This window comes from Streptomyces sp. cg35, assembly GCF_050410835.1.
Taxonomy (GTDB): Bacteria; Actinomycetota; Actinomycetes; order Streptomycetales; family Streptomycetaceae; genus Streptomyces.
Genome location: NZ_CP191268.1, coordinates 1,092,128 through 1,118,070, shown reverse-complemented (window position 1 = coordinate 1,118,070; position 25,943 = coordinate 1,092,128). Strand labels below are relative to the sequence as shown.

Sequence of the window (25,943 nt, the reverse complement as noted above, 5' to 3'; positions counted from 1 at the left end):
ACGACGACGCCGACTGCATCCGCTCCGGCCACGTGGGTCGGCGCCGTCCGGACACGGGACTGCGCGCGGCCGGGGAGCTCGACTGGACCTGTGTATGTGTTGTAGATGGCTCCCACATGCGCGCGCAAGAAGAGGGAGCCGCGGCCCGACGCGATGCAGGAGGGCCTGGCCCGGGTGGTGTGCCTGCACCCAGGTCCGGTCAGTGTCTGTGCGAGCGCCACCAGCGGCGGATCCGGTCCGTGCCGGAGGTCGCTGCGTGGAATCCGTGACACCAGCGACCGACGCTGATGCATTCACACGTGACGAGTGCGAGGCCGTCACAGTGCGAGCCGCCGCTGCGCACCGGCGGTGAGCGGTCCGGCTGCCTGCGCGTCAGGGTGAGACGACGAGCGAGGTCACCGTCGCGGCGAAGGGCACGTGGTCGCCCTGGCGGGCCGTGATGCGCACCGTCTCGTACCCGGGCGCTGAGACAGGACCCTGCTCGGCCGTGATCCAGCACGGCGTGTCGAACTCGACGAAGTGCGTGAACCGGGCGTTCAGGCTCGTGAGGACAGTGGGCCGCGGGTGCATCGTGGCATGGGCAGCCTGTCGTGCCGCTTCCAGGAGGACCATGCCCGGAACATGGTCGACCGGGTGGTCGAACAGCACGGGGTGGGTCACGTCGACGCGCAACTGCCACTGCATCTCCGCTCGCCCGGGGGCCAGAACGACATCCTGCGGGTCGATTCGGCCGACCTGGTCGGGGGCGATCGGTGCTGGCAGCGGGACGGCCCGTGCCATCGCGTCGGGGGCGTCGTTGCCCGCGCCGCGCAGCCGCTGGTAGATGGCCGGAGCGTGGTTGGTGAACTGGGTCTCGGCGATGCCCAGGTGCTGGTCGCCGCGGGTGGCCGTGGCCGTCAGCGTCATGCGGCTGAGGCGTCCGGAGCGCATGACGACGTCGGTGCCGCTAAGGCGTAGTGAGCATGCGGCGGGCACGGGCTCGTGACGCAACGCATCAGGGAAGACGGCGCAGCGGTAGGTGTCCCATATCTGACGATGGTCCATGGGAGCCCCGTATCCTGCGTGACTGACCAGCGGTATGGCCTGACGGACGCTCTCGGAGAACAGCATCGGGTCGTGCAGGCCGTGGCCGGGTCTGTAGAAGCTGTGTGCTTGGGGCCACAGTGAGGTGGCGAGGAAGGCGTTCTCGCCATCCTGCTGCCAGCCGCGCAGCAAGGCTTCCGTCTCGGCGGTCTTGTGCACGTACTGGCGAGGGACCGTCGTGAGCATCGGGGACGGTGAACTGGTGGCACCCCTGAGCGGACCATGGGCGGGAGCGGGTTCAACAACGGCAGCAGGCATGGAACAGCCTCTCTGAGGATCCAAAAGTGACATGACCGGCTGGGTGGCCGCAGGTGGCAGGATGAGCCCGACAGCCTTAGGGCACTGGTCACGGGGCATAACCTAGAGAGCGCTCTGTTTCATTGTCGAGGGAGAACTGATGGCACGGCTACAGCAGGAGCGTGCGGTAAAGACGCGGGCGGCGCTCGTTCGAGCCGCCGCAGAAGAGTTTGACCTGCACGGATACGCCGGAACCAGCACGACCAAGATCGTGAAGAGGGCCGGTTCGACTATGGGAGCTCTTTACTTCCACTTTGAATCCAAAGAGGACCTGGCCCGGGCGGTCATGGCCGAGCAGGCGTCGGATTTGCCGGACTTGGGGCAAGTGGACGGGCTGCAGCACCTGATCGATCTCACGCTCGCTTTGGCGCATGAGCTGCAGCGCAACGTCCTGTTCCGAGCGGGTGTGCAGTTGGCCGTGGAGCAGGGAGCCTTCGGCCTGCGGGAAGACGCGGCGTACCAGCTGTGGATCGCCACCTTCCGAGACGAACTGATCGTGGCCCAAGCACTCGGAGAATTGCGTGAGGGCGTGGATCCGTCGTCGTTCGCCAGGGTCCTGGTCGGTGCGTACAGCGGAACCCAGCTGCTGTCCCAGATCAGCGAGGGGCGCAAGGATCTGCCGGAGCGCATCGCGGAGTTGTGGTCCTACTTCTTGCCGGCCGTCGCCGCCCCCGAGGTCACGGACAGCCTGAAGCTTCACGGGCGCGCGGCCGAGGTGACCAAGTGACGCCGTGGACCGTCGCACTGACCGGAGCCACCGGATTCATCGGCTCCGCCGTGCTGCAACGCCTGCTCGGCCGGCCGAGCCCGGTGGGCGGTCCGGTACAGGTCCGTGTGCTGATGCGCCGCACGGGCGTCGCCCTGCCCGGGGGCGGAGCGGTGCGGCAGATCCGCGGCGACCTCGCCGACGCCGCATCACTGACCGCACTTCTCGACGGAGCTGACGCCCTGGTCCACACGGCCTCGTACGTCGGCAAGGACGCCGAACGGTGCGAGGCGGTGAACCTGCGCGGGACTGCCGATGTGATGGCGGCGGCGCGGGCGAGTGCGCTCGAGCGGATCGTGCACCTGTCGACCGCAGCCGTCTACGGAGCGGGTCCCCACCGGGGCATCGACGTCGACGCCGTCGTTCCGCAGCCGGTCTCGGCCGCCAGCCGCACCCGACTGATGGGGGAGCGGTTCGCCCTGGACGCGGGCGCTCTTGTCCTGAGGCCGGGCCTGGTCATCGGAGAGGGAGACCGGTGGGTCGTGCCGGCATACGCCGAGCTGGCCGAGCGTGTCCTGCCCGAGTGGCTCGGTGGCACGGGGCTGCTGTCAGTCGTGGACGTCGGCGATCTGGCCCGACTGGTAGCCGCAGCTGCGACAGCTACCACCACGGCACGAGGAGTCCAACATGCAGCCCATCCGGAGCCGGTCTCTACCGGACAGCTCAGGAAGACACTCAGCGCGCATGGGCTCGTGGCTCCCGCCCGGGGCAGCGCGGACTGGGACGAGTGCCGAGCACTCGTCGCGCACTCACAAGGACGCTACGGAGAACGGCAGTTGGAACTGCTCTCCCTGGATCACTTCTACCTGAGCGAACGTATCTGGCAGTTGCTGGATACGGAACCCGGCCCTGGCCCTCTGGCCCGGCTCGACGAAGCGGCTGACTGGTACCGCCATGCGCTGGCGGAGAGGGGTCAGGGCGCCGGCGCAGGCTCGTCGTGAACCGAGCCGATGCCCCGCAGAGCCGTTTGCCACAGGTCGATGAGATGTTCCTGAGCGGTGCGTGACGGCAGGAGCGCTTCTTTGGACTGTGGCAGCAGACCTGCCTCCACCCCGGCCACCAGGCTGCCCACCAGCAGGGCGGCAGACTCGGGACACGTGCCGGGCCGCAGCTGATCGAGGACCTCGGCCTGGTACAGACGGGCGCGGACCAGCGGCAGCCAACTGTCGCGCCAGTCCAGGCGCAGCGACGGCCGTTCACGGGTCAGCCGGGCAGCCGCCCGCGCCGTGCCCTCGTCACTCAGCAACGAGGCAAGTGCGCCCGCGACAACGCCGACAGAGTCCAGCGGGGCCTGTGCCTGCAGGTCTGCCTTGCCCACCACGGTGCGCGTGGCCTCGATCCCGGCCGCACACACGGCCCGCGCCAGGGACACCTTGCTGGGGTAGTGGAACGTGAGGGCACCCATGGTGGCGCCCGCCGCTTTACAGACCTGGGACAGCGAGGTTCCGTCGTAGCCGTGCAGAGCGAATTCCGCCGCGGCGCTACGAATGAGCCGCGCGCGTGTCAGCGCCGCCCTCGCCTGTCCGGTCTGCCCCTTCATGCCCCTCTTCTTTCTTGTTCGTCGGTTTCGCGCTGGCTGAATACCAACGCAAGGTGGTGTGCTGCGGACGCAGCGGTCTTGGTGCGGCCCCACGGTGCGGACCGTGATGCGTCCATGCGTCGTCCCGATGCAGGTGTGGGGCCTCGCCCTCTCCGGTATCGAATCCCTAGGTCAGGGCCCTCGGGTACGTGCCGGTCCAGACGTTCACTCGATGCATCATGCGGGCGCCTGCGCGGTGGACGCTAGGTCAAGGTGCCTAAGGCGTAGTCGAGTTCCTGCCAGATTCAGCCTGGTCACGCGACGGCCGGCTCGTCGGCAACCTCTCAAGGTCGTCCCCTCCCGAAGAGCGACTGGACTAAAAAGAGAGAACTCTCTATGTTTCTTGCAGCGGATCGGATCGAGAAGGGTCGGGGGATGACTGTGCACAACACTGTCGGCATCCACAGCCACGGGCGTGTTCCGGCAAGGACAGACAGCGATGAACTCCTGTCGGAGTTCATCGACCGCCTCTTCGCGCACCTCCCGCGAGCAGACCAACGCAACCGCTCGCGCGAGTACGTGACAGGCCTGCTGACGACACCGGGCAAGAAATCGCTGCGCCGTATGGCGGCCGCTGTCTCCGACTCTCCCTATGCCTCCCAGGCCTTGCAGCAGTTCCTCAACGTCAGCCCCTGGGACTGGCAGCCGACACGGCGGGCACTCGCCGACTGGGCCACAAGGAACCGTCCGACTCTCACCTGGAGCCTGGGACTTGCCGTGCTTCCCAAGCGCGGCCACCACTCCGCCGGAGTCCACCGACGCTACATCCGCGACGTCGACCGCACCGTCAACTGCCAGCTCGGAGTGGGCCTTTTTCTGGGATCTGCCGACCACAGCCTCCCCGTCGACTGGCGCCTCGCGCTGCCGGGATCGTGGCAGACCGACGAGCCCCGGCGTGCAGCTGCCCGCATTCCCGACGACCAGACCACGCCTGCAGAGGGCGCCTGCGCCCTCGACCTGGTTCGCGCCCAGATCGCCGCCTCCGGACGACAGGACATCCCCGTCGTCGTCGACCTCACCGAGGTCCCGCACGACTCGTCGCTCCTGCCTGGCCTCGCCACCCTCGGCACAGGATTCGTCGCACAAGTCCCGGACCGCCTCGCAGCGAGCCTGCTGTCCAGGCAAAGCGGACCAGTAGCCGCAAGCGAGTTCTTGCGTGGCGGAACGGCTTCGCCCGGCTTCGCCTTCGGCGTTGTGCCCGGCACGGGCGGGCGGGCCCGCTCCCACGTGCGGACCTGCGCGGTCCGCCTGGCCGACGGCGTCCAGCGCGTTCCGCACCGGCCTTGCTCGCTACTCGTCGAGCAGCCAGTGAGCGGGCGCGGCGCGCGCTACTTCGTCACCGATCTCGGGCAGCAACGTCCCAGCGAGATCCTCCGTCTCGCGGACACCACACACCGCACGCAGGAAGCGGTGCGCAACATGCACCACCACTACGGGTTGCGGGATTTCGAAGGCCGTTCCTATCTCGGCTGGCACCACCACATGACCCTGGTGTCAGCCGCATACGCCTTCAGCCGACTCACCGGCCACGGGCCGGCCGCCGAGGCAGCTCCCGTGCTGCCCCAGGCAGCCTGAAGACGAGAACCGACGGGCCGACCGGCCGCCCTACGGGGAGATCACACGCCCTGACGACCGGCGATGACCAGCGACGAGTTCCGCCATTGCGGCCACTACCCTTCGGCGGAACCTCACAGCGCGCCCTGCCCCGACGACGCAGCGGGACGCTCACTGGCGCGAACGTCATCCCCCGCCATACGCGCGCGAGTCCAGAGCGGCCCCCGAAGGTGCAACTGCGGCGCGCTGCGCCGCAGCCCGGCGTTCAACTCCATGACGAAGAAGGACCAGGCGTCGGTCCGGGGCTTGGCATCCACGGGAGCGCTCCCTGTCTCCATGACTACTGAAAAGTGACATGGTGCGGAATGACCGCGACCATGACGCGTGTCGGGTCCTCTTCGCCGGCGGGCACGTCCATCTGCAGCCCGTAGTGTTCGGCGAGTTTGAAGAAGTCCAGCGCCAGGGGGTCGGGATCCACCTGGTCGACGATGCCGCGGACCTCAAGGTAGCGGTAGGGCTGATCCGGGTCGTTCACGGACAGCGAGACGTGCGGATTCGACTCCATGTTGCGGTACTTGAACCGACTGGTGGACGTGGTGAACCAGAGCCGTTCCCCGTCCCACTGGTACCAGACCGGGTTCACATGGGGGGTGTTGTCGGGCCTGATAGTCGCCAGATGCCCGAACAACGGGCGCTCCAGTAGGTCGACGTGGCTGTCGGGAATGAGTGACACGGGGAACTCCTTGCGAGAGGGATGGGGGGTGGATGTTCTGTGCGCGCACGGTGGCACTCGATCTCCTGCGGGCAGCCCATGCACAGCAGCGATCGATGAACGAACGGTGGCAGGAGAGCAGCGACGGAGGCCACCCGAGCAAAGGGGGGGCGACCGTCCGTGCACCGCTGTCGTCACGACCGTCCTGCCGTCTGATCGGAGCCAACCGCAGGACCGAACCAACGGGACAACGCATCGGGCAGAGCCGAGTCGGTGGGGGACGCCCAGGCCACATGACCGTCCGGGCGGACCAGGACGGAGTGGACCCCGTCCAGATCGGTGCCTGCGGGGCGTGCCGGAACGACGTCAACCCGGTCCGCCCAACCTGCCGCTCTGGTACGCAGCGAGGCGTCCTCGGTCAGATCGAGCAGCACCCCCCTGGCGCGATGCAGCAGTTGGTACATCCGCACATCGCCGTCAGAGGTCTTGAGGCTCACGTCCGGCATCCGCGCACCGGTCAGTGGATGGCCACCAGCGATCGGGTAGTGCACGTCGAGTGCGCTGACGATGCCGGTGAAGGCACGGTTCACTTCCGGGATGTTCAGCAGCGGGGTGAGGAGATCCCGCAGCGCGTCCACACCATGCCCGGGCCGGCTCAGGGCGACCTGCGCGTGCGTGTTGGCCAGGACCGCGGCACCGACCGGATGGCGCTCCGCGTGGTAGCTGTCGAGCAGCTCCTCAGACGCCTGCCCGCGCACCGCGGCCGCCAGCTTCCAGCCGAGGTTCACCGCGTCCTGCATACCGAGGTTGAGGCCCTGGCCCCCGGAAGGGTTGTGGATGTGTGCGGCATCACCGGCCAGGAAGATCCGGCCCACCCGGTACTGGTCGGCCTGCCGGGCCGCATCGCCGAACCGGGAGACCTCGCCCGCCGCACGCATCCCGTGATCGGCACCGCTGATCCGCCGGAACGTGTCCCGGAACACGTCGAACGTCACCGGCGCGTCCCGGTCCGCCACCGCGTCGAACTCGATGGTCATGGCCCGATAGCGGCCCGGCTCGAACTCAAGCACACCGGCCTGGCCCCCCGGGAACCTAGCCAGCAGCCGAGGCTGGGCCGGCGGATCGTCGAGCGTCACGTCGGCGATCATCGCCGTGAGGGTGGCAGGAGTTCCGGGGAAGTCCACACCGAGCAGCCGGCGCACTGTGCTGCGGCTGCCGTCGCAGCCGACCACGTATCCGGCCCGCAGGGAAGCACCGTCCGACAGCGTCACGTCCACGCCGTCCGAATCCTGGGCGAGATCCACGACCTCGGCGCCGAACCCGATCTGCACCCCGAGCTCGGTGGCTCGCTCCTCCAGCAGGCGCTCCGTCTCCGCCTGCGGGATGAGCAGCATGTACGGGTGCCGAGTGTCGAACGCGCTCAGCTCCAGCGGACGCAGACCGGCGAAGTGCGTCGTCGGCGCCCGTCGGCGGCCCTCCACGAACCGCTCGGCGATGCCGCGCTGGTCCAGCACCTCAAGGGTCCGCGCGTGCATGCCGAGCGCCTTCGAGTACGGAGCGCGCTCCGTCAGCCGGTCCAGAACCAGCACGTCCACGCCGGCCACCCGCAGTTCGCACGCCAGCAGCAGACCCACCGGACCGCTGCCTACGATCACCACGTCAGCCATGGCCCACCTCCCCAAACGATTCGATCCGAAGTCGTCAGGCGTGCCACGGAACAACCCGAGGACGCCGAGCAGCGCGGCCCGTCGACTACGGGCCGCAACCGCCTGGCCATCGTGACCGCTGTCCGGCAACGCACACGGCCTGCAACGACCAACTGCATCCAAGGGCGCAGAGACAAAGCCACGGCATCTGCACCCTTGGATGCAACTGAGGCTCTGGATATCGCGAATACTCCGTCGAAATGGCTACGTTGCGGGCCATGGCTCAGATCACCAACGCGACACTCGCCACGCAGGCGCCGATCCGCTTCTTCCCCAGGCATGCCCGACTTGCCGTCGTGGAGGCGCGCCCCACCGTCCAGGTGGTCTTCCTGCTGCGGTATGTGATCGGTGCCGCCTCGCCCGCCCACGCGCACGCCGTCAGCCTGCTGCGTCTGACCGCCGGAGGCCTGGCCTGGTGGCTGGCCGTGATCGCCGCCTATCTGGTCAACGGGGTCATGGACGTCAAGGAAGACCGCGCCAACGGCTCCGCCCGGCCCATCGCCACGGGCGCCCTGCCGGTGCGGACAGCCGCCGCACTGACCGCACTGGCCGCAGTGGGTTCGCTCGTGTCGGCAGCGTGGATACCAGGACTTGCTGTGTGGGTGGCGGCCTTCCTGCTGCTGGGTTGGCTCTACTCGGCGCCGCCGCTTCCGGCCAAGCGCTGGAGCACCGCCTGTGCCGTCGTGGTGTTCGGTCTCGGCTGGACGTCGTTCGCGGGCGGCGCGGCCACGACCGGAGACGGGCTGAGCCCCGCGGGGCTCGTCGCCGCCGGGGCGCTGAGCACCTGGATGGCCTTGGTGGGGTCGGTCGTCAAGGACCTGAGCGACGTCGACGGCGACGCCACGGGCGGACGCAAGACAGTGGCCGTCCGCCACGGCGCGGCATCGGCCCGCGCCCTCGGAGTGGCCGGCGCGCTCATCGTGGGGGTCTGCTCGGTCCTCGCATCGATCGCCTGGGCGCCCTCAACACTGATCGGCACCACCGTCCTAGCGGTCGGAGCCGTCTGCGTCGTCGTCCAGATTCTGCGCACCGCCCGGGTCGACCCCGCCGACAAGCACCGCCATCGCAGCGCCTACCGGGCCTTCATGCGCACCCAATACGTCGCGAACAGCGTGCTGTTGCTCTTCGCGCTGATCCGCGGATCCCTCTGATCCCCATGGCGAACCGGAAAAGAGTGGAGGGCCGACGCCAAGGCGTCGGCCCTCCATCGGGCATGTACCGCACGCGGCCCCTCAGGCCGAAGCGCCGGGCCGGGTCAGACCCGGCCGAACGCCTTGTTCACTGCGTCGATCCGAGAATCAGCCTGCAACTTCCCGTAGATATTGCTGAGATGACGCTTGACCGTCGCGGTCTCGATCCCGAGTTCACGGGCGATCTGACCGTTGGTCCGAGCCATCGAGACCCGCTCGAGGATCTCCCGCTCACGGCACGACAGACCGGCACAGGCCGCAGGCCGGGCCGGCGCGGCAGCTCCCGGCACACGCCCGTCCGCTTTCGCGGCGACCTCAGGCCGGGCCGGCACGAGCCGGTCAGCGGCGTCATAGGCCCGAGCCCCCGCATACAGACGGCTTCCCGTACTGCTCCGAAAAGCCGTGCTTGCCAAGAGCAGCGCGTCCGTCCGTCGTGCGGCGACCTCGTACTGGACAGCAGTACGCAGCGACGGCTGCATCGCGCTCCACAGAATGTCCACCGCGCGCACCGATTCCGCCATGGCGATCCCCTGCCCGGCGCGGTCGACCCCCACGAGCTGCGAGAAGGAACGGGCCTCAGTCGAATCCGACGACCCGCGCCCTGCCAGAGCCGAGGCGCACTCCTCCACGATCGACCGGGCCTGGTCGCGACATCTGGGCCAGGCCTCCTGGTGCATCGCCAGTGGACTGCGGACTGTGAGCAAGGCGTTGCGATACGTGCGAATGACATCGGGAATTGCGGTGTGCATGAACTGTGCCGCGGCCGGATAGTGCATGTTCCCCTCCTGGACGCCCTTTCTGTGAAGCAGGTGGCCGAGCCGATCTGCCTGCGCTCCGGAGCGGCGTCGGGCAACCGGGGCGACGAGACCCAAGCTAGCCACGAGCAAGGCTCCGGACAGCGCCTACCTGGCTAAATCAGAACGACCTTTTCGGAACGCGTCCGGAGTCCCGCCAGTGAGCGCGACTTTGGCAGGTACCTCTGGCCTGGCCGCCTATCCCCGGTGTAACAGAAGCCGCTGAACGTCGAGTTGGATGCACCCTAGGGTGCAGTTGCCCTCCTCAATCCTCGAGCCGCGATCGAATTCTCGTAATCTTCAGTCGTGTTGGGGAGCAGCCGGCGTTATTTCAGTGCCGACTGCCCCAAGAATTCCCGCCGATATCGCTGACCGCGATCGACCCTTCTTAGGGGCACCGTTCAGCCCGGCCGGAACAACCATCTCAGGGGCCTGTAGAAGGAGGAAGCAACAATATGGAGCTCAGGGTGGATCGCCTGGCCGGCCTGGGGGACTATTTCGGCCGCTTGACGGACGAAGGCAAGATCCCCGGCTGGTCCGCCATGGTGTCCCAGCACGGGGAGACCAAGTACGAGTCCTCCGGCGGAATGGCGAACATCGCCGCAGGCATCCCGATGCAGGCCGACAGCATCTTCCGCACCTGGTCGATGAGCAAGCCGATGACCTCGGTCGCCTTCATGACCCTCGTCGAAAAGGGCCTGGTCGGGCTGAACGACCCGGTGGCCGACCACCTCCCGGCCTTCGCCGGCCAGCGGGTCTACCGCGCCGGCCTGCCCGCATCCCCCATCACCGAGGGGCTGGTGGAGCCGATGCGGATGTGGCACCTGCTCACCCACACCTCCGGTCTCGGCTACGGCGCGCACCAGTCCCACGCGGTGGACACGCTCTACGTCAACCAGGGCCACACGGTGGAGCCGCCGGCCGGCACCGACCTCGCCGAAGCGGTCGAGACCTGGGCTTCCGTGCCGCTGCGCTTCCAGCCGGGTTCGGCGTGGAACTACGGCGTGAGCACCGACGTGCTCGGGCGCGTCATCGAGGTCATCTCGGGCAAGCGCCTCGACGTCTACATGCGGGAGGCTCTGTTCGAGCCGCTGGGCATGACGGACACCGCCTTCCTCGTCGATCCGAGCAAGAAGGACCGCTACGCGGAGATCTACAGCCCCACCGCCGACGGAGGCATCGAGCACAACGCGCCCGCGAGCGTCTACAACACGGAGGACCCGGTCTTCCTGTCGGGCGGCGGCGGCATCTACACCACCGTCGCGGACTACATGAAGTTCCTTGGCATGCTGGCGAACAACGGCAAGGTCAACTCCACGTCCGAGCAGTTCCTTTCGCCGCTGACGGTCGAGTCGATCCGCAGCAACCACCTGCCGGGGAACGTGCCTCTGGGCAACGGCTTCGGCAGCTGGGCCGTACCGGCGGTCAACGAGCTGATGCCCGCCTCCGGCTTCGGCCTCGGCTTCATGACGGTCACACAGCCGCAGGAGAGCCACATGCTGACCCGCAAGGGCGAGTACTTCTGGCTCTCCATGAGCAGCGCGAACTACTTCATCGACCCCTCGTCCGGCGTGAGCGCGCTCGTCTCCCCGCAGCTGTACCCCTCGCGCACCCTGCCGATCACCAACCGTCTGCGGCAGTTCGTCTACCAGGCGTTCTGCTGAGGCGGGACGACGGTAACCATGGACTCCACAGCGCTGATGGCGGACCCGTCCGCCGCCGAGCCGTCGTCCGTCGAGGTCTCGCTCCGGTGGGGTGACGTCGACTCCTACGGCCACGTCAACAACTGCGAGATCGTACGGATCATCGAAGAAGCCCGGATCAGGTGGCTCATGGCCAGCGGTGTCTTCGAGGGAGAGGCCGCCGTCGTCGCCTCACATGACATCGGATACCTGCGACCGCTCAGGTACTCGCTCGAACCGATCCGGGTCGAAGTGTGGACATCGAATGTCCGGCGATCCAGCTTCGAATTCAACTTCCGCCTCCTCGACGCCTCGAAAAAGGTCAGCGTCCGAGCAGTGAGCCGGATGGTCATGTTCGACCTCAGCTCCCAGGAGAGCTGCGTAATTGGCCCGGCGTTGCGCCGGCATCTCGAAGACTCCCGCCGGGACCGTCTCTAACCGGTCCTGCCGAACCGTCAGTTCCTAAAAGAAAGCTGAGGAATTCCATGGCGACTGCTGAGGCATCGTCCCCACCCCGCGCAGAACACCAATCCACCATGGGCACGCTGGGACTTGCCACGGTCCTCGTCGCAGCAGCACTCACCATGATTGACGCCTCCATCGTCAACGTGGCACTGCCGTCGATCCAGCAGACCTTCCACACCGGCACCTCGGTGGCGCAGTTCATCGTCAGCGGCTACGTCATCGCCTACGCGATCTTCCTGGTGCTCGGTGGCAAGCTCGGCGACCGCTACGGCCGCCGACGGATGCTCCAGATCGGCATCCTGGCGTTCACCGTCACCTCCCTGGCCTGCGGGCTCGCACCGAGCATGGGCTTCCTGATCGGGGCCCGCGTGCTGCAGGGCGCGGCAGCTGCCATCCTGCTGCCGCAGGGCCTGTCGACCATCCAGACCTCACTGGTGGAATCCGCCAAGGCCCGCGCCATCGGCCTGTACGGGGCGATCGGCGGCCTTTCCGCAGCGGCCGGGCAGCTGCTCGGTGGCGTGCTGGTCTGGGCCGACATCGCCGGTCTCGACTGGCGGCCGATCTTCCTGGTCAACGTCCCGCTGGGCATCCTGGCGATGATCGGGGCACAGGCCCAGGTCCCCGACACCAAGGGCGCGCCGGGCCAGACGATGGACATCGGCGGCACCGTGCTCCTGGGCCTCGGCATTCTGACGCTGCTGATCCCGCTCAGCGTCGGCCGCCAAGAGGGATGGCCGCTGTGGTGCTGGGCGCTCCTCGTGGTCGCCGTGGTCTGCGGGATCGCGCTGTGGCGCTACGGACGCCGACTCGAGGCGCGCGGGCGCATCCCGCTGATCCCGCCCTCGCTGGTTCGCCTGCGCGCGGTCAACCGCGGGCTGCTCATTCTCGGCGGAGGGTTCCTGGTCTTCAGCGGCTTCTCCCTCGCGGTGCCGCTCGCACTGCAGAACGGCAACGGCATGAGCGCGGTGGAGTCCGGTATCTCCGTGGCACCGCTGGCGGTCGGAGCGTTCCTCGGCTCCCTGCGCGCACCGAAGCTCATGGGCCGTATCGGCGTGCGCACCGTCCAGGCGGGCACCGCAGTCCAGGCTGTCGGTCTCATCCTCCTGATCGGCGCGACCCGCCTGTGGTGGCCCCACCTTCACTTCTACGACCTGCTCATCCCGATGTTCCTGATCGGAGTCGGCAACGGTCTGTTCATCCCGCCGGTCTTCCGAACGATCCTCTCCTCGCTCCCGCCGGATCAGGCCGGTGCGGGCAGCGGGATCATGTCGACCGCCCAGCAGACCGCGGTCGCGGCCGGCACGGCGATCCTCGGCCAGGTGTTCATCACCATCGCGGCCGACAGCGGCATGAACCTCGGGTTCGTGATCGTCACCGCTGTGTTCCTCGCCGTGGGCCTCCTCATCTGCCTCTTCGGCACCGCCGCACTGCAGCAGAAGAGCGACGCCTAAAGCGTCCCTGCGGGCCTCGGCCCCGGATCCCTCACCTACCCGGAGTGACACATGCTCATCGGTGACCTGTTCCTCAACGGCAACGCCGTGTCCTACCCGGCCAACCGAGTTCCGGTGGCCGAGGCGCTCGCCCAAGGCCTCGTCCGCGACTACGACGAGACCATCGGCAACCCGAGCGTTCCCGTCTTCGACGAAGAGGCCCCAGCCGCCGACATGGCCGTCGACGCGCTGCGCACCGCCCTCAAGTCCGCCGACACGAATGCCTCGGACGTCGACGTCCTGATCCACTGCGGATGGTGGCACCAGGGCTTCGACATCTGGAGCGCGGCGCACTACGTCGCCCACCAGACCGAGGCCCTCGGAGCCCTGCCGATGAATCTCTCGCAGGGCTGCAACGCGCCGATGGCGGCGCTGGAACTGCTCACCCGCTCCATGAAGGCCGACGCCTCGCTCAGGACCGGCGCCGTCACCACCGCCGACGCCATGCAGTTCCCGCAGATCGACCGCTGGAACCTCAACTACGGCTGTGTGCACGGCGATGCGGGGACCGCACTCCTGGTCTCCCGCAATGCCGCCGCGCACAACTCCTTCCGCATCGTGTCGCTCGCCAGCAAGGCCGCCCCGGAACTCGAGGTCATGAACCGCGCCGGGTACCGGCCGACCCCCGGCCCCGCCCTGCGCGACGGCGGAACGGTCGACCTCAAGGCGGCCAAGAAGGCCTATCTCACCGAGTACGGCATGGCCGGCTTCGGGGAGAGGTCCCGCGCCAGCCTCCTCGGGTGCGTGTCCCAGGCCCTGGCGGAGGCCGGACTCGACGGAAGCGAGGACCACATCCGCTCCGTGGCCGTGCCGCGGCTGAGCGGAAAGATCTTCGAGACCGTGTACCGCGGCCACCTCGCCCCCGTCTTCGGCGAGGACAAGCTCTCCTGGTCCGGGGACCTCACCGCCCACCTCGGTGTCGCCGACGTGGGCGCCAACATCGAGGACATGGCCCAGGACCGGGATCTGCGTCCCGGTGACATCTGCATCGTCGTCAATGCCGGCGGCGGCTACACCTGGTCGTGCCTGGTGCTGGAGTGCGTGTCCGCCTGACATCCCTCCCGCACATCACAGCAGCCGATCCCATGAGCGACCTGACCGATACATCCCAGTCAGCCAGCTCCATTCGAAAAACACTGAGAAGGAATACATCATGACTACTGCCGTAATCTCCGACGAGCTCATTCGCGAGACCACTCTCGACATCATCGTCGACGAGCTCGAACTCGACGTCGAGCCGGACGAGGTCGACGCGCAGGCCGACCTGATCGATTTCTACGGCGCCGACTCCCTCGGCCTGATCCAGGTCCTCGCCCGCGTGAACAAGCAGCTGTCGATCCGCGTGCCCCGCGAACTCGCCGTGGATCTGCGTACCGTCGACCTGCTCGTCCAGCAGATCATCGCGATACGTGACTCCAAGGACGGCGGCCAGTGAGCCCCGCACGCCGGGTCGTGGTGACCGGCCTGGGATGCGTCAGCAGCATCGGCACCGGAGCGGCGGAATTCACCGCGGGCATCAAAGCCGGCCTGAGCGGCGTGACACCCATCACCGCCTTCGACAGCAGCGACTTCCCCTCCCAACTCGCCGGTGAAGTAACGGACTTCGATCCGGCCGGCATCGTCAGCGTCATCCGCCCCAACGAGTGGGGGCGCACCGCCCACTTCGCAGCGGCCGCGGCCCGCCTCGCGGTCCAGGACGCAGGCATCGAACTCGACGAGGACACCCGCACCACCACGGGCGCCATCATCGGCACCACCAATGGCGAGGCCCCGTCCGTCGACACCTTCACCCAGCAATGGCTGACGGACGGGCCCGCCGCAGTCGACGCCGACGTGATCCGCAAGATCCCGGCCGGCAACATCGCGGCGGCCGTCTCGGTCGAACTCGGCCTGCACGGCGAGACACTGGTGATCCCGACCGCCTGCTCGGCGGCCAACTACGCCATCGGCAGCGCCGCAGACAAGATCGTCGCCGGTGAGGCCGACGTGATGGTCGCGGGCGGCGCCGACAGCGTCAACCGCTTCACCCACGCCGGATTCCAGAGCCTGGGCGCCGTCGCCGACGACGTGCCCCGGCCGTTCGACCAGGACCGCACCGGAATCGTCACCGCCGAGGGCGGCGCGGTGCTGATCCTCGAGGAGCTGGAGCACGCCCGAAGCCGCGGCGCTCACGTCTACGCCGAACTGCTCGGCTACGGACTCAGCTGCGACGCCCACCACATCGTGCACCCGGACGCCGAGTCCATCGCCGAGTGCATCCGCAAGGCCCACACCAACTCGGGCATCACGGCGGCCGACGTCGACTACATCTGTGCCCACGGCACGGGCACGCCGACGAACGACATCACCGAGATCACCGCCACCCGGCTGGTCTTCGGCGACGAGCACCCGCCCATCAGCTCCATCAAATCGATGCTCGGCCACACGATGGGCGCCGCCAGTGGCTTCGGCGCGATCGCCTGCTGCAAGGCGATCGAGGAATCCTTCCTGCCGCCCACCACCAACCTGCGCACGGTGGACCCGGCATTCGGCCACGGCATCGACGTCGTCGGCTCCGGCGCCAAGACCGCAGAGGTCAAGGTCGCGCAGAACCACGGCTTCGCGTTCGGCGGCAACAACGCCATCACGATCTTCGGCGCCTACGACGACCACGAGCCCGTCGGCGCGGGCCACACACAGGGGGGACAACGATGAGCTCCGTACAGCGACTGCAGATTTCATGGGCGTCCGTACTCAGCGCCGCCGGCGTCGGCCTCGACGCCCTGCGCACCGCCTTGCGCACACCGGCCACACCCGGCAGCGCACCGGCTCCCGACACGACCGGCACCGACACGGAGGCCTACGACGGCCTGCCCGGACAGGTCGCCGCCGTACCGGACTTCAAGATCACCGACTACGTACCCCGCAAGGGAACGAAGAACCTCGACCGCACCACCCGCCTCGGGCTGGCGGCCAGCACGCTCCTCAAGCGTGAACTGACCGAGCGGTCCGAAGTCAGCGAGCGGTCCTGGGAGTCCACCGGTATCGCCATGGGCACGGTCGTCGGAAGCCTCCGCAGCAGCGTCGAACTCGACGTCGACATCATCGAGGGCAAGGGGATCGACCTCGTCAACCCCGCCGTCTTCCCCAACGTCACGATGAACTGCTGCGCCAGCCAGATCGCCATCTGGCACCGGCTCCGCGGCCCCAACTCCACCCTGGCCAACGGCACCGTCAGCACACTGTCCGCGCTGCAGTACGGCGCGCGCCTCATTCGCTGCGGGCACGCGGAGCGGATGCTCGTCGGCGGAGTCGAGGAGCTGTCGCCTCACACCGCCTGGGGCACCCGCCTGACCAAGAGCGTCGACGAGTCCGTCACCATCGGTGAGGGAGCAGCGCTCCTCGCCCTCGAACCTGCCGGCCCCGACGCCCCGACCGCGCTGGCCACGCTGACCGCCTGCGAGGTGCTGTTCGCCCCGCAGCGCACCCACAGCGGATACACCGGCGCGCTGCGCCGCGCCATCGTCCGCGCCCAGAACGCCGCCAGGGACGCCGGTATCGAGATCAAGCTGGTCCTGCCCGGAACCGTCGGCACCTCGCTGGAGCAGAGCGAACACGTGGCTCTGGCATCGCTGGACGCCGAACGGGTCGACGTGCGCTCGGCGGTCGGCGAGTGCGGCGCCGCACTCGGTGCCATGCAGCTGACCGCCGCCCTCGCCCTGGGGGAGCCCGGCACCGGCGTACTGATCACCGGCATCGACGAATCCGGCGCGGTGGCTGCCGCGATCCTGACCGTCGAGGGGCGCACATGACCACCGATGCGACCCTCGCGGGCAGCCGCGTCCGCCGGGACCTGGTGCACCGCGCCAATGACCAGGAGATCCTCGTCTCGCCGCCCCGACAGGCAGCCGACGGCGGATACGTCAGCACGACGGTCACCACCGACCTCAGCCCCTACTACCGAGACCACCCGATCTCGCACTGGCTGGACATCCTCCTGCTGGTCGAGGCCTGCCGGCAGGCCGCGCTCAGCGCCGCCCACGAGTTCGAGGGCCTCTCCCACAACATCGCGTTCTTCTTCAACTCGATCGACGTGGAGCTCATCGACCCGGCAGCCCTCGCGTCCCTCACCGCAGAGGCGACGGTGCGCACCGACTTCGAGCAACTGCGGCTGCGCAGCGACGGAACACCGAAGCAGATCGAGTACGCGCAGACGGTCACCGACGCCACCGGCCGTCCCCTTGCCCGCACGACCATGGCGGTGCAAGGTGTGCCCAAGCCCCGATACCCGGAGCTTCGCGCCTACCAGCGAGACGGCACACCCGCGCCGACCACCGCTGCCCTGCGCTCCGACGCGGCGCGGGCCGGCCTGAGCACACCTCGCAGCGTGGCCCGGACTCTGGCCACCAACGTGGCCATCGGCGAAGCGCACGCCGAGGGAGATCTCCTGAGCGCGTTGCTGGCCCCGGACCTCTCCAACGCGAGCCTCTTCGACCACGATTACGACCACTTTCCTGCCATGGTCCTGATCGAGGCGGGACGCCAGCTGGCCATTGCCGGCACCTACCAGCCCGCCACACAGGCCGTCACCGCGGTACGCGCCACGTTCGAGCACTTCGCCGAACTCGACCGCGAGACAAGCGTCGTGGCACGGCGCGGATCCCACTGGACCGACGTGGAGTGCGTGCAGGACGGCCTGGCCGTCACCCGTCTGTCGTTCGCCGTGGGCCCCGTCGCACCGGGAGACGGGGACGTGTCATGAGCCACGCCGTGTGGACCGACTTCCGCGGCGTCATGACCCCGCCGCTGCAGGAAGGGCTCAGGACCTACTGCGAAGGCAAGTCCTTCACCCCTGCGCAACTCGGGACGTGTCTGCGCTCCATCGCGGACCGGCACAACAGCCCGGACGGGATGGCCGTGCTGGATTCGGGGATCCTCGACGAACGGCAGTGGACAGCGGCCCTCGAGACGGAGCTGGCTGCCCAGTACCTCATCGAGGCCGATCTGTCCGAACTGGGCGCCGAATGGTGGGCCGACCGCAGGGTCGACACACGATGGCTCACCGCGCTGCGCACGTGGCGCGAAGCCGGGGTCTTCGTCGGCCTGATCTCCAATCTGCCCGTGGACTGGAAGGCACCGTTCGCCGAGTTCGCCGACTGGGACGGGCTGTTCGACGCGGTCCTCCTCTCCTGCGACCTGGGCACCCGCAAGCCCGAGCCGCAGATGTTCGAACTGGCCGAATCGGTCTCCGGCCTGCCTGCCCCGTCCAACGTCCTCGTCGACGACCTGGAAGCCAACGTCGCCGGTGCCCGGCGGGCTGGCTGGCAAGGCGTCATCGGCGGAGGCGACTCCACGGCCTCCGCCATCGCACACATCGAATCGTTCGTGCGCGTGCGCGCACATCAGCAAGGAGCAGCACGATGACCAATCGCACCGCGTTCGTCACCGGAGCCAGCCGCGGCATCGGAGCGGCCATCGCCACCGAGCTGTACAAGCGCGGCTACCGCGTCGTGGGCACCGCCCGCACCACCAAGCCCGAACTGGACGGCGTCTCGTTCGTCGAATGCGACGTACGCGACCCGGAGTCGGTCAGCCAGGCCGTCGACCAGGCGCGAGACATCCTCGGCGAGATCGACATCGTTATCAACTGCGCCGGGGTCATGAACGACGGGCCGCTGCTCACCCAGTCGCACGACGCAGTCCAGGACGTCTTGGACACCAACCTCAGCGGCTCCATCAACGTGGCCCGCGAAACGGTGCCGGACATGCTCGCGAACAAGTGGGGACGCCTGGTGTTCGTCTCCTCCATCGTGGCGCTGTGGGGCTCGCCCGGACAGGTCAACTACGCGGCATCCAAGAGCGGCCTGATCGGCCTCGCCCGCTCTCTGTCCTGGGAGCTCGGACGGGCCGGCATCACGTCCAACGTGGTGCTGCCCGGCCTGATCGAGACCGACATGATCTCTGACCTCTCGACGAAGCGGCGCGACGAGATCGTCTCCCAGACGGCGCTGCGCCGAGTCGGCCAACCCGAAGAGGTGGCCGCACTCGTCGCCTTCCTGGTATCCGACGAGGCAGGGTTCGTCACCGGCTCCTCGATCCCGATCGGCGGCGGCGTCGGTATGGGCGTGTGACATGGCAGCCCACACGTATCCACTGGTCGACGCGGGCCGCCGACTGCCGCTGCCCGCGGTGGACGACATCCGGCCGACCCCCAACGGGTTCATCGGCCGCAAGAAAGTCGTCCCCGACGACCCGTACCTGTCCGGTCACTTCCCCGAACTGACCGTGTATCCCGGCGTCTTCCTCGTCGAGAGCCTGCAGCAGATGCTCGAACTGCACCTCGACGGCGCTCTGGGCGGGGTCGACCTGACAGAGCTGCGCTCTGTCCGCTTCAGCCGCCCGGCGCTGGCCGGCGACGTGGTCGAGCTGGACACCGACATCACCGGCGACCGCACCGACCTGCTCACCCACACCACCTGCAGCATCGACGGGCAGCGCTGCGCCCGCATCACGGCCAGATGGAGGTGCAGGACATGACGACCGCACCCGATCCGATCACCGCCTACCCCGATCCCGGGGACCTGCTGCCCTACGGCTACCCCGCGCTGCACATCGACCGGATCGTCGAGCACCGGCCGGGCACGCTCACGGCCGTGAAGGCCGTGACCTATCACGAGCTCGACCTGCACATCGGCCGCACCCGGCCGGCCGCCCTGCCCGCCAGCCTCACCCTGGAGTCCTTCCTGCAGGCCTGTGGACTCCTCCTCCTCGTGGAGTCCGCAGGCGACGAGAAGCAACTGCTGATCTTCGGCTCCGCACGCGGGGTGCGAGTCAAGGGAGCAGTGCACGCGGGTGAGCTCCTGGAGCACACCGTCACGCTGACGGACCGGGACGAGGAGACCGCCACGTTCAGTGGCGTGGCCCGCACCGGCGATGGCCGCGTCGTCCTCGAGGTGGACCGCGCCATCACCCTGCTGCGCCCGGCCGGCTCACTCGCCGACGCATCCGAGCGGAGCTGACATGCCCGCATGGCAGGAGAAGGAGAGTTACATGGGCTACCGCTACGTCGTCACCGCCCCCGGACAGGGAGTCCAGCGACCGGGAATGCTCCACCCCTGGCTGGAGGCCGTGCCCGGCGCTTGGGAACAGATCGACTCCTGGTCCCGCGCGGCCGGCTTCGACCTGCTGCGCGCCGGCGACGACGAGGCCCTCCTCGCCGACACGGCCTACGCCCAGCCGCTGATCGTCGCCGTGTCCGTGCTCGCCCACCAACTGCTGCGCAGCAGGCTTCCGGCGTTCCCCGACACGATCCTGTACGCCGGACACTCGGTCGGCGAACTGTCCGCGGCCGCGGGGGCCGGGCATCTCGGCGCGGCAGAGGCCGTCTCCCTGGCCAGAGTGCGGGGCGCGGTGATGTCACAGGCGTGCCGGGCCACGCCGACCGGCATGGCTGCGGTCATGCCGTCCAAGCGGGCAGGGGCCGGCGATGACGAACTCGTGGCAGCCGTGGAAGCCATGGGCGTCACCATCGCCAACTTCAACGGCAGTCACCAGTTCGTGGCCGCAGGCCCGGCGAACCTGATCGCAGCGCTGGCCGACGCACCTCCCACGGGCACCCGCGTGGCGCCCCTGAACGTCGCCGGAGCCTTCCACACCGAGGCCATGACGCCCGCGGTCGAGGCCTTCGACCGCGCCGTGAACGAGGCCGACTTCGTCCAACCCGCCTCCGACCTCCTCGGCAACGGCGACGGCGCCCTTGTCGCGAACTCCGACGAACTGCGCCGCCGGCTGATCACACAGCTCGTCTCACCGGTCCGCTGGGATCTGTGCGGGCACACGATCGCCCGTCTGGCCCCGGACGCACTTCACATCGAGCTGGCCCCGGCCGGACCGCTCACCCGGCTCCTTGCGCGAGCCAGGCCCGAAGCACGGGCCATCGCGCTGGCCGGCCCCGACGACATCGACCGCGTACTCGCCGAGGCCGATGCGGACCTTCACGCGCCCGAACCGGCGGGTGCCCGATGAGCACGACGGAGGAAGACCAAATGCACAGCGCCGTCGAGGAACTGATGGCTCTCAAGCAGGTCATCGCCGAAGGCGCGGATCCCCGCGCCACCGAACGCCAGCGCGCCAAAGGAAAGCTGACCGTCAGGGAACGGATCGACCTGCTGCTCGACGAGGGATCGTTCAACGAGATCGAGCCTCTGCGCCGGCACCGGGCAACCGGCTTCGGCCTGGAGGCCAAGAAGCCGCACACCGACGGTGTGGTCACCGGCTGGGGCACTGTGGACGGCCGCACTGTCTTTCTCTACGCGCACGACTTCCGGATCTTCGGCGGAGCACTGGGCGAAGCCCACGCCGAAAAGATCCACAAAACAATGGACATGGCCATCGCGGCCGGAGCCCCCCTGGTCTCCCTCAACGACGGCGCCGGCGCTCGTATCCAAGAAGGTGTCACAGCGCTCGCCGGCTACGGCGGAATCTTCCAGCGCAACACCCAGGCATCCGGCGTCATCCCGCAGATCAGCGTCATGCTCGGCCCCTGCGCCGGCGGCGCCGCCTACTCCCCGGCCCTGACCGACTTCGTCTTCATGGTCCGCGACACATCCCAGATGTTCATCACCGGACCGGATGTCGTGAAGGCCGTCACCGGCGAGGAGATCACCCAGAACGGTCTGGGCGGCGCCGACGTGCACGCCGAGACCTCGGGCGTCGCGCACTTCGCCTACGACGACGAGGAGACCTGCCTCGCCGAAGTGCGCTACCTCCTGTCGCTCCTGCCGCGAAACAACCGCGAGAACCCGCCGGCCCTCGACGCCGACGACCCCGCCGACCGGCGCTGCGACGACCTCCTCGACATCGTCCCCGCAGACGGCAACCGCCCCTACGACATGCGCGCCGTGCTCGAATCGGTCGTCGACGACGGCGACTGCCTGGAGATCCACGAGCGCTGGGCCACCAACGTGCTGGTCGCCCTCGCCCGACTCGACGGCCGGACCGTCGGCATCGTCGCCAACCAGCCCCGATCCCTCGCCGGCGTGCTCGACATCAACGCCTCCGAAAAGGCCGCCCGATTCGTCCAGATGTGCGATGCCTTCAACATTCCCATCGTGACGCTGCTCGACGTCCCCGGCTTCCTGCCCGGAGTCGACCAAGAGCACGGCGGCATCATCCGCCACGGCGCCAAACTGCTCTACGCCTACTGCAACGCCACCGTCCCGCGCATCCAGCTGATCCTGCGCAAGGCCTACGGCGGCGCCTACATCGTCATGGACTCCCGGTCCGTCGGCGCCGACCTGTCGTATGCCTGGCCCACCAACGAGATCGCCGTGATGGGCGCCGAAGGTGCCGCCAACGTCATCTTCCGCCGACAGATCGCCGCAGCCGACGACCCCGAGACCGAACGCACCCGCATGGTCAAGGAGTACAAGGCTGAACTGATGCACCCCTACTACGCGGCCGAGCGCGGCCTGGTCGACGACGTCATCGACCCCGCCGCCACCCGCGAGGTCCTCATCAAGTCCCTGGCGATGCTGCGCACCAAACACGCAGACCTGCCGTCCCGCAAACACGGCAACCCGCCCCAGTAGAAAGCGAAGCGACACCGTGACCACCGCAATCCCATCCGCTGCCGCGGCGGCCCCCCTGGTCCGCATCGAACGCGGCCACGCCACCGACATCGAGCTCGCCGCACTCACCGTGCTGCTCCTCACGCGGGCCGCCGCCGCGGAGACCACGGCCGACACGCCGTCGCACGCCCCCCAGGACACCCCTCGCTGGGACCGGCCGGAGCGACACGCCACCTACCGCTTCCCCGGCAGCTGGCGTCGAGGAATGTGACGTGGCCACCCACGACAGGACCGCGACCAGGACCAGTACGACGCGGACCGCCGACGAACCGTACCCCGCACCCCCGCTACTGGCCGGAGAGGAGGAACGGAGCGATGAGCTTCACATCTACCGAGGCATCGACTGAGGCCACCACCCCACCCGTACCGGAACCGACAAGCCGCGCGGTAACCGGCGAAGCGGCGAGCGCGCCGAGACCCCGCACGGACGGGACCGCGACGCGCAGCAAGGGAGAGAAAGCCGAATGAACGGCATGCGCAAGGTGCTCATCGCCAACCGTGGCGAAATCGCTGTCCGCGTGGCCCGGGCGTGCCGGGACGCCGGGATCGCGAGCGTTGCCGTCTACGCCGAACCGGACCGGGACGCTCTGCATGTCCGCGCGGCCGACGAGGCCTTCGCGCTGGGTGGTGACACCCCCGCGACCAGCTACCTGGACATCCAGAAGGTGCTGCAGGCGGCGAAGGACTCCGGCGCGGACGCGATCCACCCGGGCTACGGATTCCTGTCGGAGAACGCGGAGTTCGCCCAGGCGGTGCTGGACGCGGAGCTGATCTGGATCGGCCCGCCGCCGCACGCCATCCGGGACCTGGGCGACAAGGTCGCCGCCCGGCACATCGCGCAGCGCGCCGGTGCCCCGCTGGTCGCCGGCACCCCGGACCCGGTCTCGGGTGCGGACGAGGTGGTGGCGTTCGCCGAGGAGCACGGCCTGCCGATCGCGATCAAGGCCGCCTTCGGCGGCGGCGGCCGCGGCCTGAAGGTCGCCCGCACGCTCGAGGAGGTGCCGGAGCTGTACGACTCCGCGGTGCGCGAGGCGGTGGCCGCGTTCGGCCGCGGTGAGTGCTTCGTGGAGCGTTACCTGGACAAGCCGCGGCACGTGGAGACCCAGTGCCTGGCCGACAGCCACGGCAATGTGGTGGTCGTGTCCACCCGTGACTGCTCGCTGCAGCGCCGCCACCAGAAGCTGGTGGAGGAGGCGCCGGCCCCGTTCCTCTCGGACGCCCAGCTGGAGGAGCTGTACTCCTCCTCGAAGGCGATCCTGAAGGAGGCCGGCTATGTCGGCGCGGGCACCGTGGAGTTCCTGGTGGGCGCGGACGGCACGATCTCCTTCCTGGAGGTCAACACCCGTCTGCAGGTCGAGCACCCGGTGACCGAGGAGGTCGCGGGCATTGACCTGGTGCGCGAGATGTTCCGGATCGCCGACGGCGAGGAGCTCGGCTACGGCGACCCCGAACTGCGCGGTCACTCCTTCGAGTTCCGCATCAACGGTGAGGACCCGGGGCGCAACTTCCTGCCCGCGCCGGGCACCGTCACCAGGTTCGAGGGCCCGGCCGGCCCGGGTGTCCGCCTGGATGCGGGCGTCGAGTCCGGCTCGGTGATCGGCCCGGCCTGGGACTCGCTGCTGGCCAAGCTGATCGTGACCGGCCGCACCCGCAAGGAGGCCCTGCAGCGGGCCGCCCGCGCGCTGGCCGAGTTCGAGGTCGAGGGCATGGCCACCGCCATCCCGTTCCACCGCAAGGTCGTGGTCGACCCGGCGTTCGCGCCCGAACTGACCGGCTCGCAGGACCCGTTCACCATCTTCACCCGGTGGATCGAGACCGAGTTCGTCAACGACATCCCGCCGTTCGCCCCGGCGGGCGCGGACGCCGAGGACGAGGACGGCGACCGCGAGACGATCGTGGTCGAGGTCGGCGGCAAGCGCCTGGAGGTCTCCCTCCCGTCGTCGCTCGGCATGTCGCTGGCCCGCACCGGTCTGGCGGCCGGCGCGAAGCCGAAGCGGCGCGCGGCCAAGAAGTCCGGCCCGGCCGCCTCCGGTGACACCCTCGCCTCCCCGATGCAGGGCACCATCGTCAAGGTGGCCGTCGAGGAGGGCCAGGAGGCCAAGGAGGGCGACCTGATCGTCGTCCTGGAGGCCATGAAGATGGAACAGCCCCTCAACGCCCACAAGTCGGGCACCGTCAAGGGTCTGTCCGCCGAGATCGGCGCCTCCCTCACCTCGGGCGCCGCGATCTGCGAGATCAAGGAGTGAACAACGCGGCGGCCGACGCCCCCACTGCTGACGGCCGCGGACTGCTCGCCTCCCTGCTCCCCCCGCACGTGGCAGCCGTGGAATCGTTCGGCACCGGGCTGTGGGACTCGCCGGGTGCGCTGTTCCCGGAAGAAGCAAGGCTCATGGCAGCGGCCGGAGCCAAACGCCGGCAGGAGTTCACCGCTGTCCGGGAGTGCGCACGGCGCGCGCTGAGAAGCCTTGGCGAGCCACCGGTTCCCCTGCTCCCCGGGCCACGCGGGGCCCCCGAGTGGCCGCCGGGGATCGTCGGGGCCATGACCCACTGCAATGGATACCAGGCGGCCGCCGTCGCGCGAGTGGATCACGGACTGGTTTCAGTCGGCATAGATGCCGAACCCCACGCAGAACTTCCCCCTTACGTAAGAGAGCTGGTGGTCGGCAACCGTGAGGCGGAGCAGCTCAGAGAACTCGCGGGCCGCTGGCCGAGCGTGCACTGGGGACGTGTGCTGTTCTCCGCGAAAGAGACAGTCTTCAAGGCCTGGTATCCCCTCGCCCGCAGTGAACTCGACTTCCTGCAGGCTGAGGTGTCGCTGTGGCCCGATTCCGAGGATGGCCGCAAGGGTGGCTTCAGGGCGGATCTTCTTCGCTCCGGCCCGGTTGTCGAGATCAGCGGCAAGTGGGGCGTCACCTGCGCAACGATCGCAACTGCTGCGGCGATCGACACGATCACCGGAGACGGCCCCGCGCTCCCGGAACCCGCCCTGCCAACATCAACGCTGAACTGACAAACCC

26 protein-coding genes are annotated in these 25,943 nt (G+C 68.7%); 21 read left to right on the top strand and 5 right to left on the bottom strand.

What is annotated here, in order from left to right:
- Nucleotides 1-372: 372 nt before the first annotated feature.
- Nucleotides 373-1,269, bottom strand: a complete 897-nt coding sequence (locus ACQUQD_RS05415) for a ScbA/BarX family gamma-butyrolactone biosynthesis protein (RefSeq protein ID WP_428950780.1) — start codon at nt 1,267-1,269, stop codon at nt 373-375.
- Between the two features lie 211 nt (nt 1,270-1,480).
- Between ACQUQD_RS05415 and ACQUQD_RS05410 the strand changes: the two genes are divergently transcribed.
- Both ACQUQD_RS05410 and ACQUQD_RS05405 read left to right on the top strand, forming a co-directional pair.
- Nucleotides 1,481-2,107, top strand: coding sequence for a ScbR family autoregulator-binding transcription factor (locus ACQUQD_RS05410; RefSeq protein WP_428950779.1), 627 nt, complete (start codon nt 1,481-1,483; stop codon nt 2,105-2,107).
- Nucleotides 2,104-3,087: an NAD-dependent epimerase/dehydratase family protein gene (locus ACQUQD_RS05405; RefSeq protein ID WP_428950778.1), complete on the top strand. Its 984-nt coding sequence runs from the start codon at nt 2,104-2,106 to the stop codon at nt 3,085-3,087. Before ACQUQD_RS05410 ends, ACQUQD_RS05405 begins: the two co-directional genes overlap by 4 nt.
- Here the strand turns inward: ACQUQD_RS05405 and ACQUQD_RS05400 are convergent.
- Nucleotides 3,060-3,686 (bottom strand): TetR family transcriptional regulator, encoded by a 627-nt coding sequence (locus ACQUQD_RS05400; RefSeq protein ID WP_428950777.1) that lies wholly within the window; start codon nt 3,684-3,686, stop codon nt 3,060-3,062. The two genes, ACQUQD_RS05405 and ACQUQD_RS05400, sit on opposite strands and share 28 nt — an antisense overlap.
- Nucleotides 3,687-4,100: 414 nt before the next feature.
- Between ACQUQD_RS05400 and ACQUQD_RS05395 the strand changes: the two genes are divergently transcribed.
- Nucleotides 4,101-5,300 carry an IS701 family transposase gene (locus ACQUQD_RS05395; RefSeq protein WP_428950776.1) on the top strand — a complete coding sequence of 400 codons (1,200 nt, stop codon included), beginning with the start codon at nt 4,101-4,103 and terminating at the stop codon, nt 5,298-5,300.
- 319 nt (nt 5,301-5,619) lie between these two features.
- Here the strand turns inward: ACQUQD_RS05395 and ACQUQD_RS05390 are convergent, their stop codons facing one another.
- Both ACQUQD_RS05390 and ACQUQD_RS05385 read right to left on the bottom strand, forming a co-directional pair.
- Entirely contained in the window at nt 5,620-6,012 is a 393-nt protein-coding gene (locus tag ACQUQD_RS05390; RefSeq protein WP_428950775.1) for a PPOX class F420-dependent oxidoreductase, read from the bottom strand.
- A gap of 173 nt (nt 6,013-6,185) precedes the next feature.
- The gene (locus ACQUQD_RS05385) at nt 6,186-7,658 is read right to left on the bottom strand and encodes an FAD-dependent monooxygenase (protein ID WP_428950774.1); all 1,473 of its coding nucleotides are present in this window, start codon (nt 7,656-7,658) and stop codon (nt 6,186-6,188) included.
- A 257-nt stretch (nt 7,659-7,915) separates the two neighbouring features.
- Between ACQUQD_RS05385 and ACQUQD_RS05380 the strand changes: the two genes are divergently transcribed.
- Entirely contained in the window at nt 7,916-8,848 is a 933-nt protein-coding gene (locus tag ACQUQD_RS05380; RefSeq protein ID WP_428950773.1) for a UbiA family prenyltransferase, read from the top strand.
- 104 nt (nt 8,849-8,952) lie between these two features.
- Here ACQUQD_RS05380 and ACQUQD_RS05375 read toward each other — a convergent pair whose 3' ends face one another.
- On the bottom strand, nt 8,953-9,663 hold the full coding sequence (locus ACQUQD_RS05375) for a response regulator transcription factor (RefSeq protein ID WP_428950772.1): 711 nt from the start codon (nt 9,661-9,663) through the stop codon (nt 8,953-8,955).
- A 473-nt stretch (nt 9,664-10,136) separates the two neighbouring features.
- Between ACQUQD_RS05375 and ACQUQD_RS05370 the strand changes: the two genes are divergently transcribed.
- The 17 genes from ACQUQD_RS05370 (at nt 10,137) to ACQUQD_RS05290 (ending at nt 25,936) form a co-directional block, all read left to right on the top strand.
- Entirely contained in the window at nt 10,137-11,345 is a 1,209-nt protein-coding gene (locus ACQUQD_RS05370) for a serine hydrolase domain-containing protein (RefSeq protein WP_428950771.1), read from the top strand.
- Between the two features lie 18 nt (nt 11,346-11,363).
- A complete protein-coding gene (locus tag ACQUQD_RS05365; protein WP_428950770.1) occupies nt 11,364-11,801 on the top strand; it encodes an acyl-CoA thioesterase in 438 nt (145 codons plus the stop codon).
- Between the two features lie 98 nt (nt 11,802-11,899).
- A complete protein-coding gene (locus ACQUQD_RS05360) occupies nt 11,900-13,279 on the top strand; it encodes an MFS transporter (RefSeq protein ID WP_428950769.1) in 1,380 nt (459 codons plus the stop codon).
- Nucleotides 13,280-13,330: 51 nt separating this feature from the next.
- Nucleotides 13,331-14,371: a 3-oxoacyl-[acyl-carrier-protein] synthase III C-terminal domain-containing protein gene (locus ACQUQD_RS05355; RefSeq protein WP_428950768.1), complete on the top strand. Its 1,041-nt coding sequence runs from the start codon at nt 13,331-13,333 to the stop codon at nt 14,369-14,371.
- 100 nt (nt 14,372-14,471) lie between these two features.
- Nucleotides 14,472-14,753: an acyl carrier protein gene (locus tag ACQUQD_RS05350; protein WP_428950767.1), complete on the top strand. Its 282-nt coding sequence runs from the start codon at nt 14,472-14,474 to the stop codon at nt 14,751-14,753.
- Nucleotides 14,750-16,012, top strand: a complete 1,263-nt coding sequence (locus ACQUQD_RS05345; protein ID WP_428950766.1) for a beta-ketoacyl-[acyl-carrier-protein] synthase family protein — start codon at nt 14,750-14,752, stop codon at nt 16,010-16,012. The genes ACQUQD_RS05350 and ACQUQD_RS05345 overlap by 4 nt, the downstream gene beginning before the upstream one ends.
- Nucleotides 16,009-17,109, top strand: coding sequence for a beta-ketoacyl synthase N-terminal-like domain-containing protein (locus ACQUQD_RS05340; protein WP_428950765.1), 1,101 nt, complete (start codon nt 16,009-16,011; stop codon nt 17,107-17,109). Before ACQUQD_RS05345 ends, ACQUQD_RS05340 begins: the two co-directional genes overlap by 4 nt.
- The gene (locus ACQUQD_RS05335) at nt 17,106-18,059 is read left to right on the top strand and encodes an AfsA-related hotdog domain-containing protein (protein WP_428950764.1); all 954 of its coding nucleotides are present in this window, start codon (nt 17,106-17,108) and stop codon (nt 18,057-18,059) included. Before ACQUQD_RS05340 ends, ACQUQD_RS05335 begins: the two co-directional genes overlap by 4 nt.
- Nucleotides 18,056-18,721 (top strand): HAD-IA family hydrolase, encoded by a 666-nt coding sequence (locus tag ACQUQD_RS05330; RefSeq protein WP_428950763.1) that lies wholly within the window; start codon nt 18,056-18,058, stop codon nt 18,719-18,721. The genes ACQUQD_RS05335 and ACQUQD_RS05330 overlap by 4 nt, the downstream gene beginning before the upstream one ends.
- Nucleotides 18,718-19,428 carry an SDR family NAD(P)-dependent oxidoreductase gene (locus tag ACQUQD_RS05325; protein ID WP_428950762.1) on the top strand — a complete coding sequence of 237 codons (711 nt, stop codon included), beginning with the start codon at nt 18,718-18,720 and terminating at the stop codon, nt 19,426-19,428. Before ACQUQD_RS05330 ends, ACQUQD_RS05325 begins: the two co-directional genes overlap by 4 nt.
- A gap of 1 nt (nt 19,429) precedes the next feature.
- On the top strand, nt 19,430-19,834 hold the full coding sequence (locus ACQUQD_RS05320) for a 3-hydroxyacyl-ACP dehydratase FabZ family protein (RefSeq protein ID WP_428950761.1): 405 nt from the start codon (nt 19,430-19,432) through the stop codon (nt 19,832-19,834).
- The gene (locus tag ACQUQD_RS05315) at nt 19,831-20,316 is read left to right on the top strand and encodes a 3-hydroxyacyl-ACP dehydratase FabZ family protein (protein ID WP_428950760.1); all 486 of its coding nucleotides are present in this window, start codon (nt 19,831-19,833) and stop codon (nt 20,314-20,316) included. The genes ACQUQD_RS05320 and ACQUQD_RS05315 overlap by 4 nt, the downstream gene beginning before the upstream one ends.
- A 1-nt stretch (nt 20,317) precedes the next feature.
- Nucleotides 20,318-21,322 carry an ACP S-malonyltransferase gene (locus ACQUQD_RS05310; RefSeq protein WP_428950758.1) on the top strand — a complete coding sequence of 335 codons (1,005 nt, stop codon included), beginning with the start codon at nt 20,318-20,320 and terminating at the stop codon, nt 21,320-21,322.
- Nucleotides 21,323-21,342: 20 nt separating this feature from the next.
- Entirely contained in the window at nt 21,343-22,887 is a 1,545-nt protein-coding gene (locus ACQUQD_RS05305; protein ID WP_428950757.1) for an acyl-CoA carboxylase subunit beta, read from the top strand.
- A gap of 16 nt (nt 22,888-22,903) precedes the next feature.
- Nucleotides 22,904-23,137 carry an acyl-CoA carboxylase epsilon subunit gene (locus tag ACQUQD_RS05300; protein ID WP_428950756.1) on the top strand — a complete coding sequence of 78 codons (234 nt, stop codon included), beginning with the start codon at nt 22,904-22,906 and terminating at the stop codon, nt 23,135-23,137.
- Nucleotides 23,138-23,399: 262 nt separating this feature from the next.
- Nucleotides 23,400-25,172, top strand: a complete 1,773-nt coding sequence (locus tag ACQUQD_RS05295; RefSeq protein ID WP_428957459.1) for an acetyl/propionyl/methylcrotonyl-CoA carboxylase subunit alpha — start codon at nt 23,400-23,402, stop codon at nt 25,170-25,172.
- Nucleotides 25,169-25,936, top strand: coding sequence for a 4'-phosphopantetheinyl transferase family protein (locus tag ACQUQD_RS05290; RefSeq protein ID WP_428950755.1), 768 nt, complete (start codon nt 25,169-25,171; stop codon nt 25,934-25,936). Before ACQUQD_RS05295 ends, ACQUQD_RS05290 begins: the two co-directional genes overlap by 4 nt.
- Nucleotides 25,937-25,943 lie beyond the last annotated feature (7 nt).

What these genes read in the sequence shown, in the direction of transcription:
- ACQUQD_RS05375 (WP_428950772.1), bottom strand. Translation starts at nt 9,663, where the DNA reads ATGCACTATCCGGCCGCGGCACAGTTCATGCACACCGCAATTCCCGAT.
- ACQUQD_RS05310 (WP_428950758.1), top strand. Translation starts at nt 20,318, where the DNA reads ATGCCCGCATGGCAGGAGAAGGAGAGTTACATGGGCTACCGCTACGTC.
- ACQUQD_RS05295 (WP_428957459.1), top strand. Translation starts at nt 23,400, where the DNA reads ATGCGCAAGGTGCTCATCGCCAACCGTGGCGAAATCGCTGTCCGCGTG.
- ACQUQD_RS05330 (WP_428950763.1), top strand. Translation starts at nt 18,056, where the DNA reads ATGAGCCACGCCGTGTGGACCGACTTCCGCGGCGTCATGACCCCGCCG.
- ACQUQD_RS05365 (WP_428950770.1), top strand. Translation starts at nt 11,364, where the DNA reads ATGGACTCCACAGCGCTGATGGCGGACCCGTCCGCCGCCGAGCCGTCG.
- ACQUQD_RS05355 (WP_428950768.1), top strand. Translation starts at nt 13,331, where the DNA reads ATGCTCATCGGTGACCTGTTCCTCAACGGCAACGCCGTGTCCTACCCG.
- ACQUQD_RS05370 (WP_428950771.1), top strand. Translation starts at nt 10,137, where the DNA reads ATGGAGCTCAGGGTGGATCGCCTGGCCGGCCTGGGGGACTATTTCGGC.
- ACQUQD_RS05395 (WP_428950776.1), top strand. Translation starts at nt 4,101, where the DNA reads ATGACTGTGCACAACACTGTCGGCATCCACAGCCACGGGCGTGTTCCG.
- ACQUQD_RS05360 (WP_428950769.1), top strand. Translation starts at nt 11,900, where the DNA reads ATGGGCACGCTGGGACTTGCCACGGTCCTCGTCGCAGCAGCACTCACC.
- ACQUQD_RS05335 (WP_428950764.1), top strand. Translation starts at nt 17,106, where the DNA reads ATGACCACCGATGCGACCCTCGCGGGCAGCCGCGTCCGCCGGGACCTG.
- ACQUQD_RS05340 (WP_428950765.1), top strand. Translation starts at nt 16,009, where the DNA reads ATGAGCTCCGTACAGCGACTGCAGATTTCATGGGCGTCCGTACTCAGC.
- ACQUQD_RS05315 (WP_428950760.1), top strand. Translation starts at nt 19,831, where the DNA reads ATGACGACCGCACCCGATCCGATCACCGCCTACCCCGATCCCGGGGAC.
- ACQUQD_RS05305 (WP_428950757.1), top strand. Translation starts at nt 21,343, where the DNA reads ATGCACAGCGCCGTCGAGGAACTGATGGCTCTCAAGCAGGTCATCGCC.
- ACQUQD_RS05400 (WP_428950777.1), bottom strand. Translation starts at nt 3,686, where the DNA reads ATGAAGGGGCAGACCGGACAGGCGAGGGCGGCGCTGACACGCGCGCGG.
- ACQUQD_RS05380 (WP_428950773.1), top strand. Translation starts at nt 7,916, where the DNA reads ATGGCTCAGATCACCAACGCGACACTCGCCACGCAGGCGCCGATCCGC.
- ACQUQD_RS05415 (WP_428950780.1), bottom strand. Translation starts at nt 1,269, where the DNA reads ATGCTCACGACGGTCCCTCGCCAGTACGTGCACAAGACCGCCGAGACG.
- ACQUQD_RS05325 (WP_428950762.1), top strand. Translation starts at nt 18,718, where the DNA reads ATGACCAATCGCACCGCGTTCGTCACCGGAGCCAGCCGCGGCATCGGA.
- ACQUQD_RS05385 (WP_428950774.1), bottom strand. Translation starts at nt 7,658, where the DNA reads ATGGCTGACGTGGTGATCGTAGGCAGCGGTCCGGTGGGTCTGCTGCTG.
- ACQUQD_RS05350 (WP_428950767.1), top strand. Translation starts at nt 14,472, where the DNA reads ATGACTACTGCCGTAATCTCCGACGAGCTCATTCGCGAGACCACTCTC.
- ACQUQD_RS05320 (WP_428950761.1), top strand. Translation starts at nt 19,430, where the DNA reads ATGGCAGCCCACACGTATCCACTGGTCGACGCGGGCCGCCGACTGCCG.
- ACQUQD_RS05410 (WP_428950779.1), top strand. Translation starts at nt 1,481, where the DNA reads ATGGCACGGCTACAGCAGGAGCGTGCGGTAAAGACGCGGGCGGCGCTC.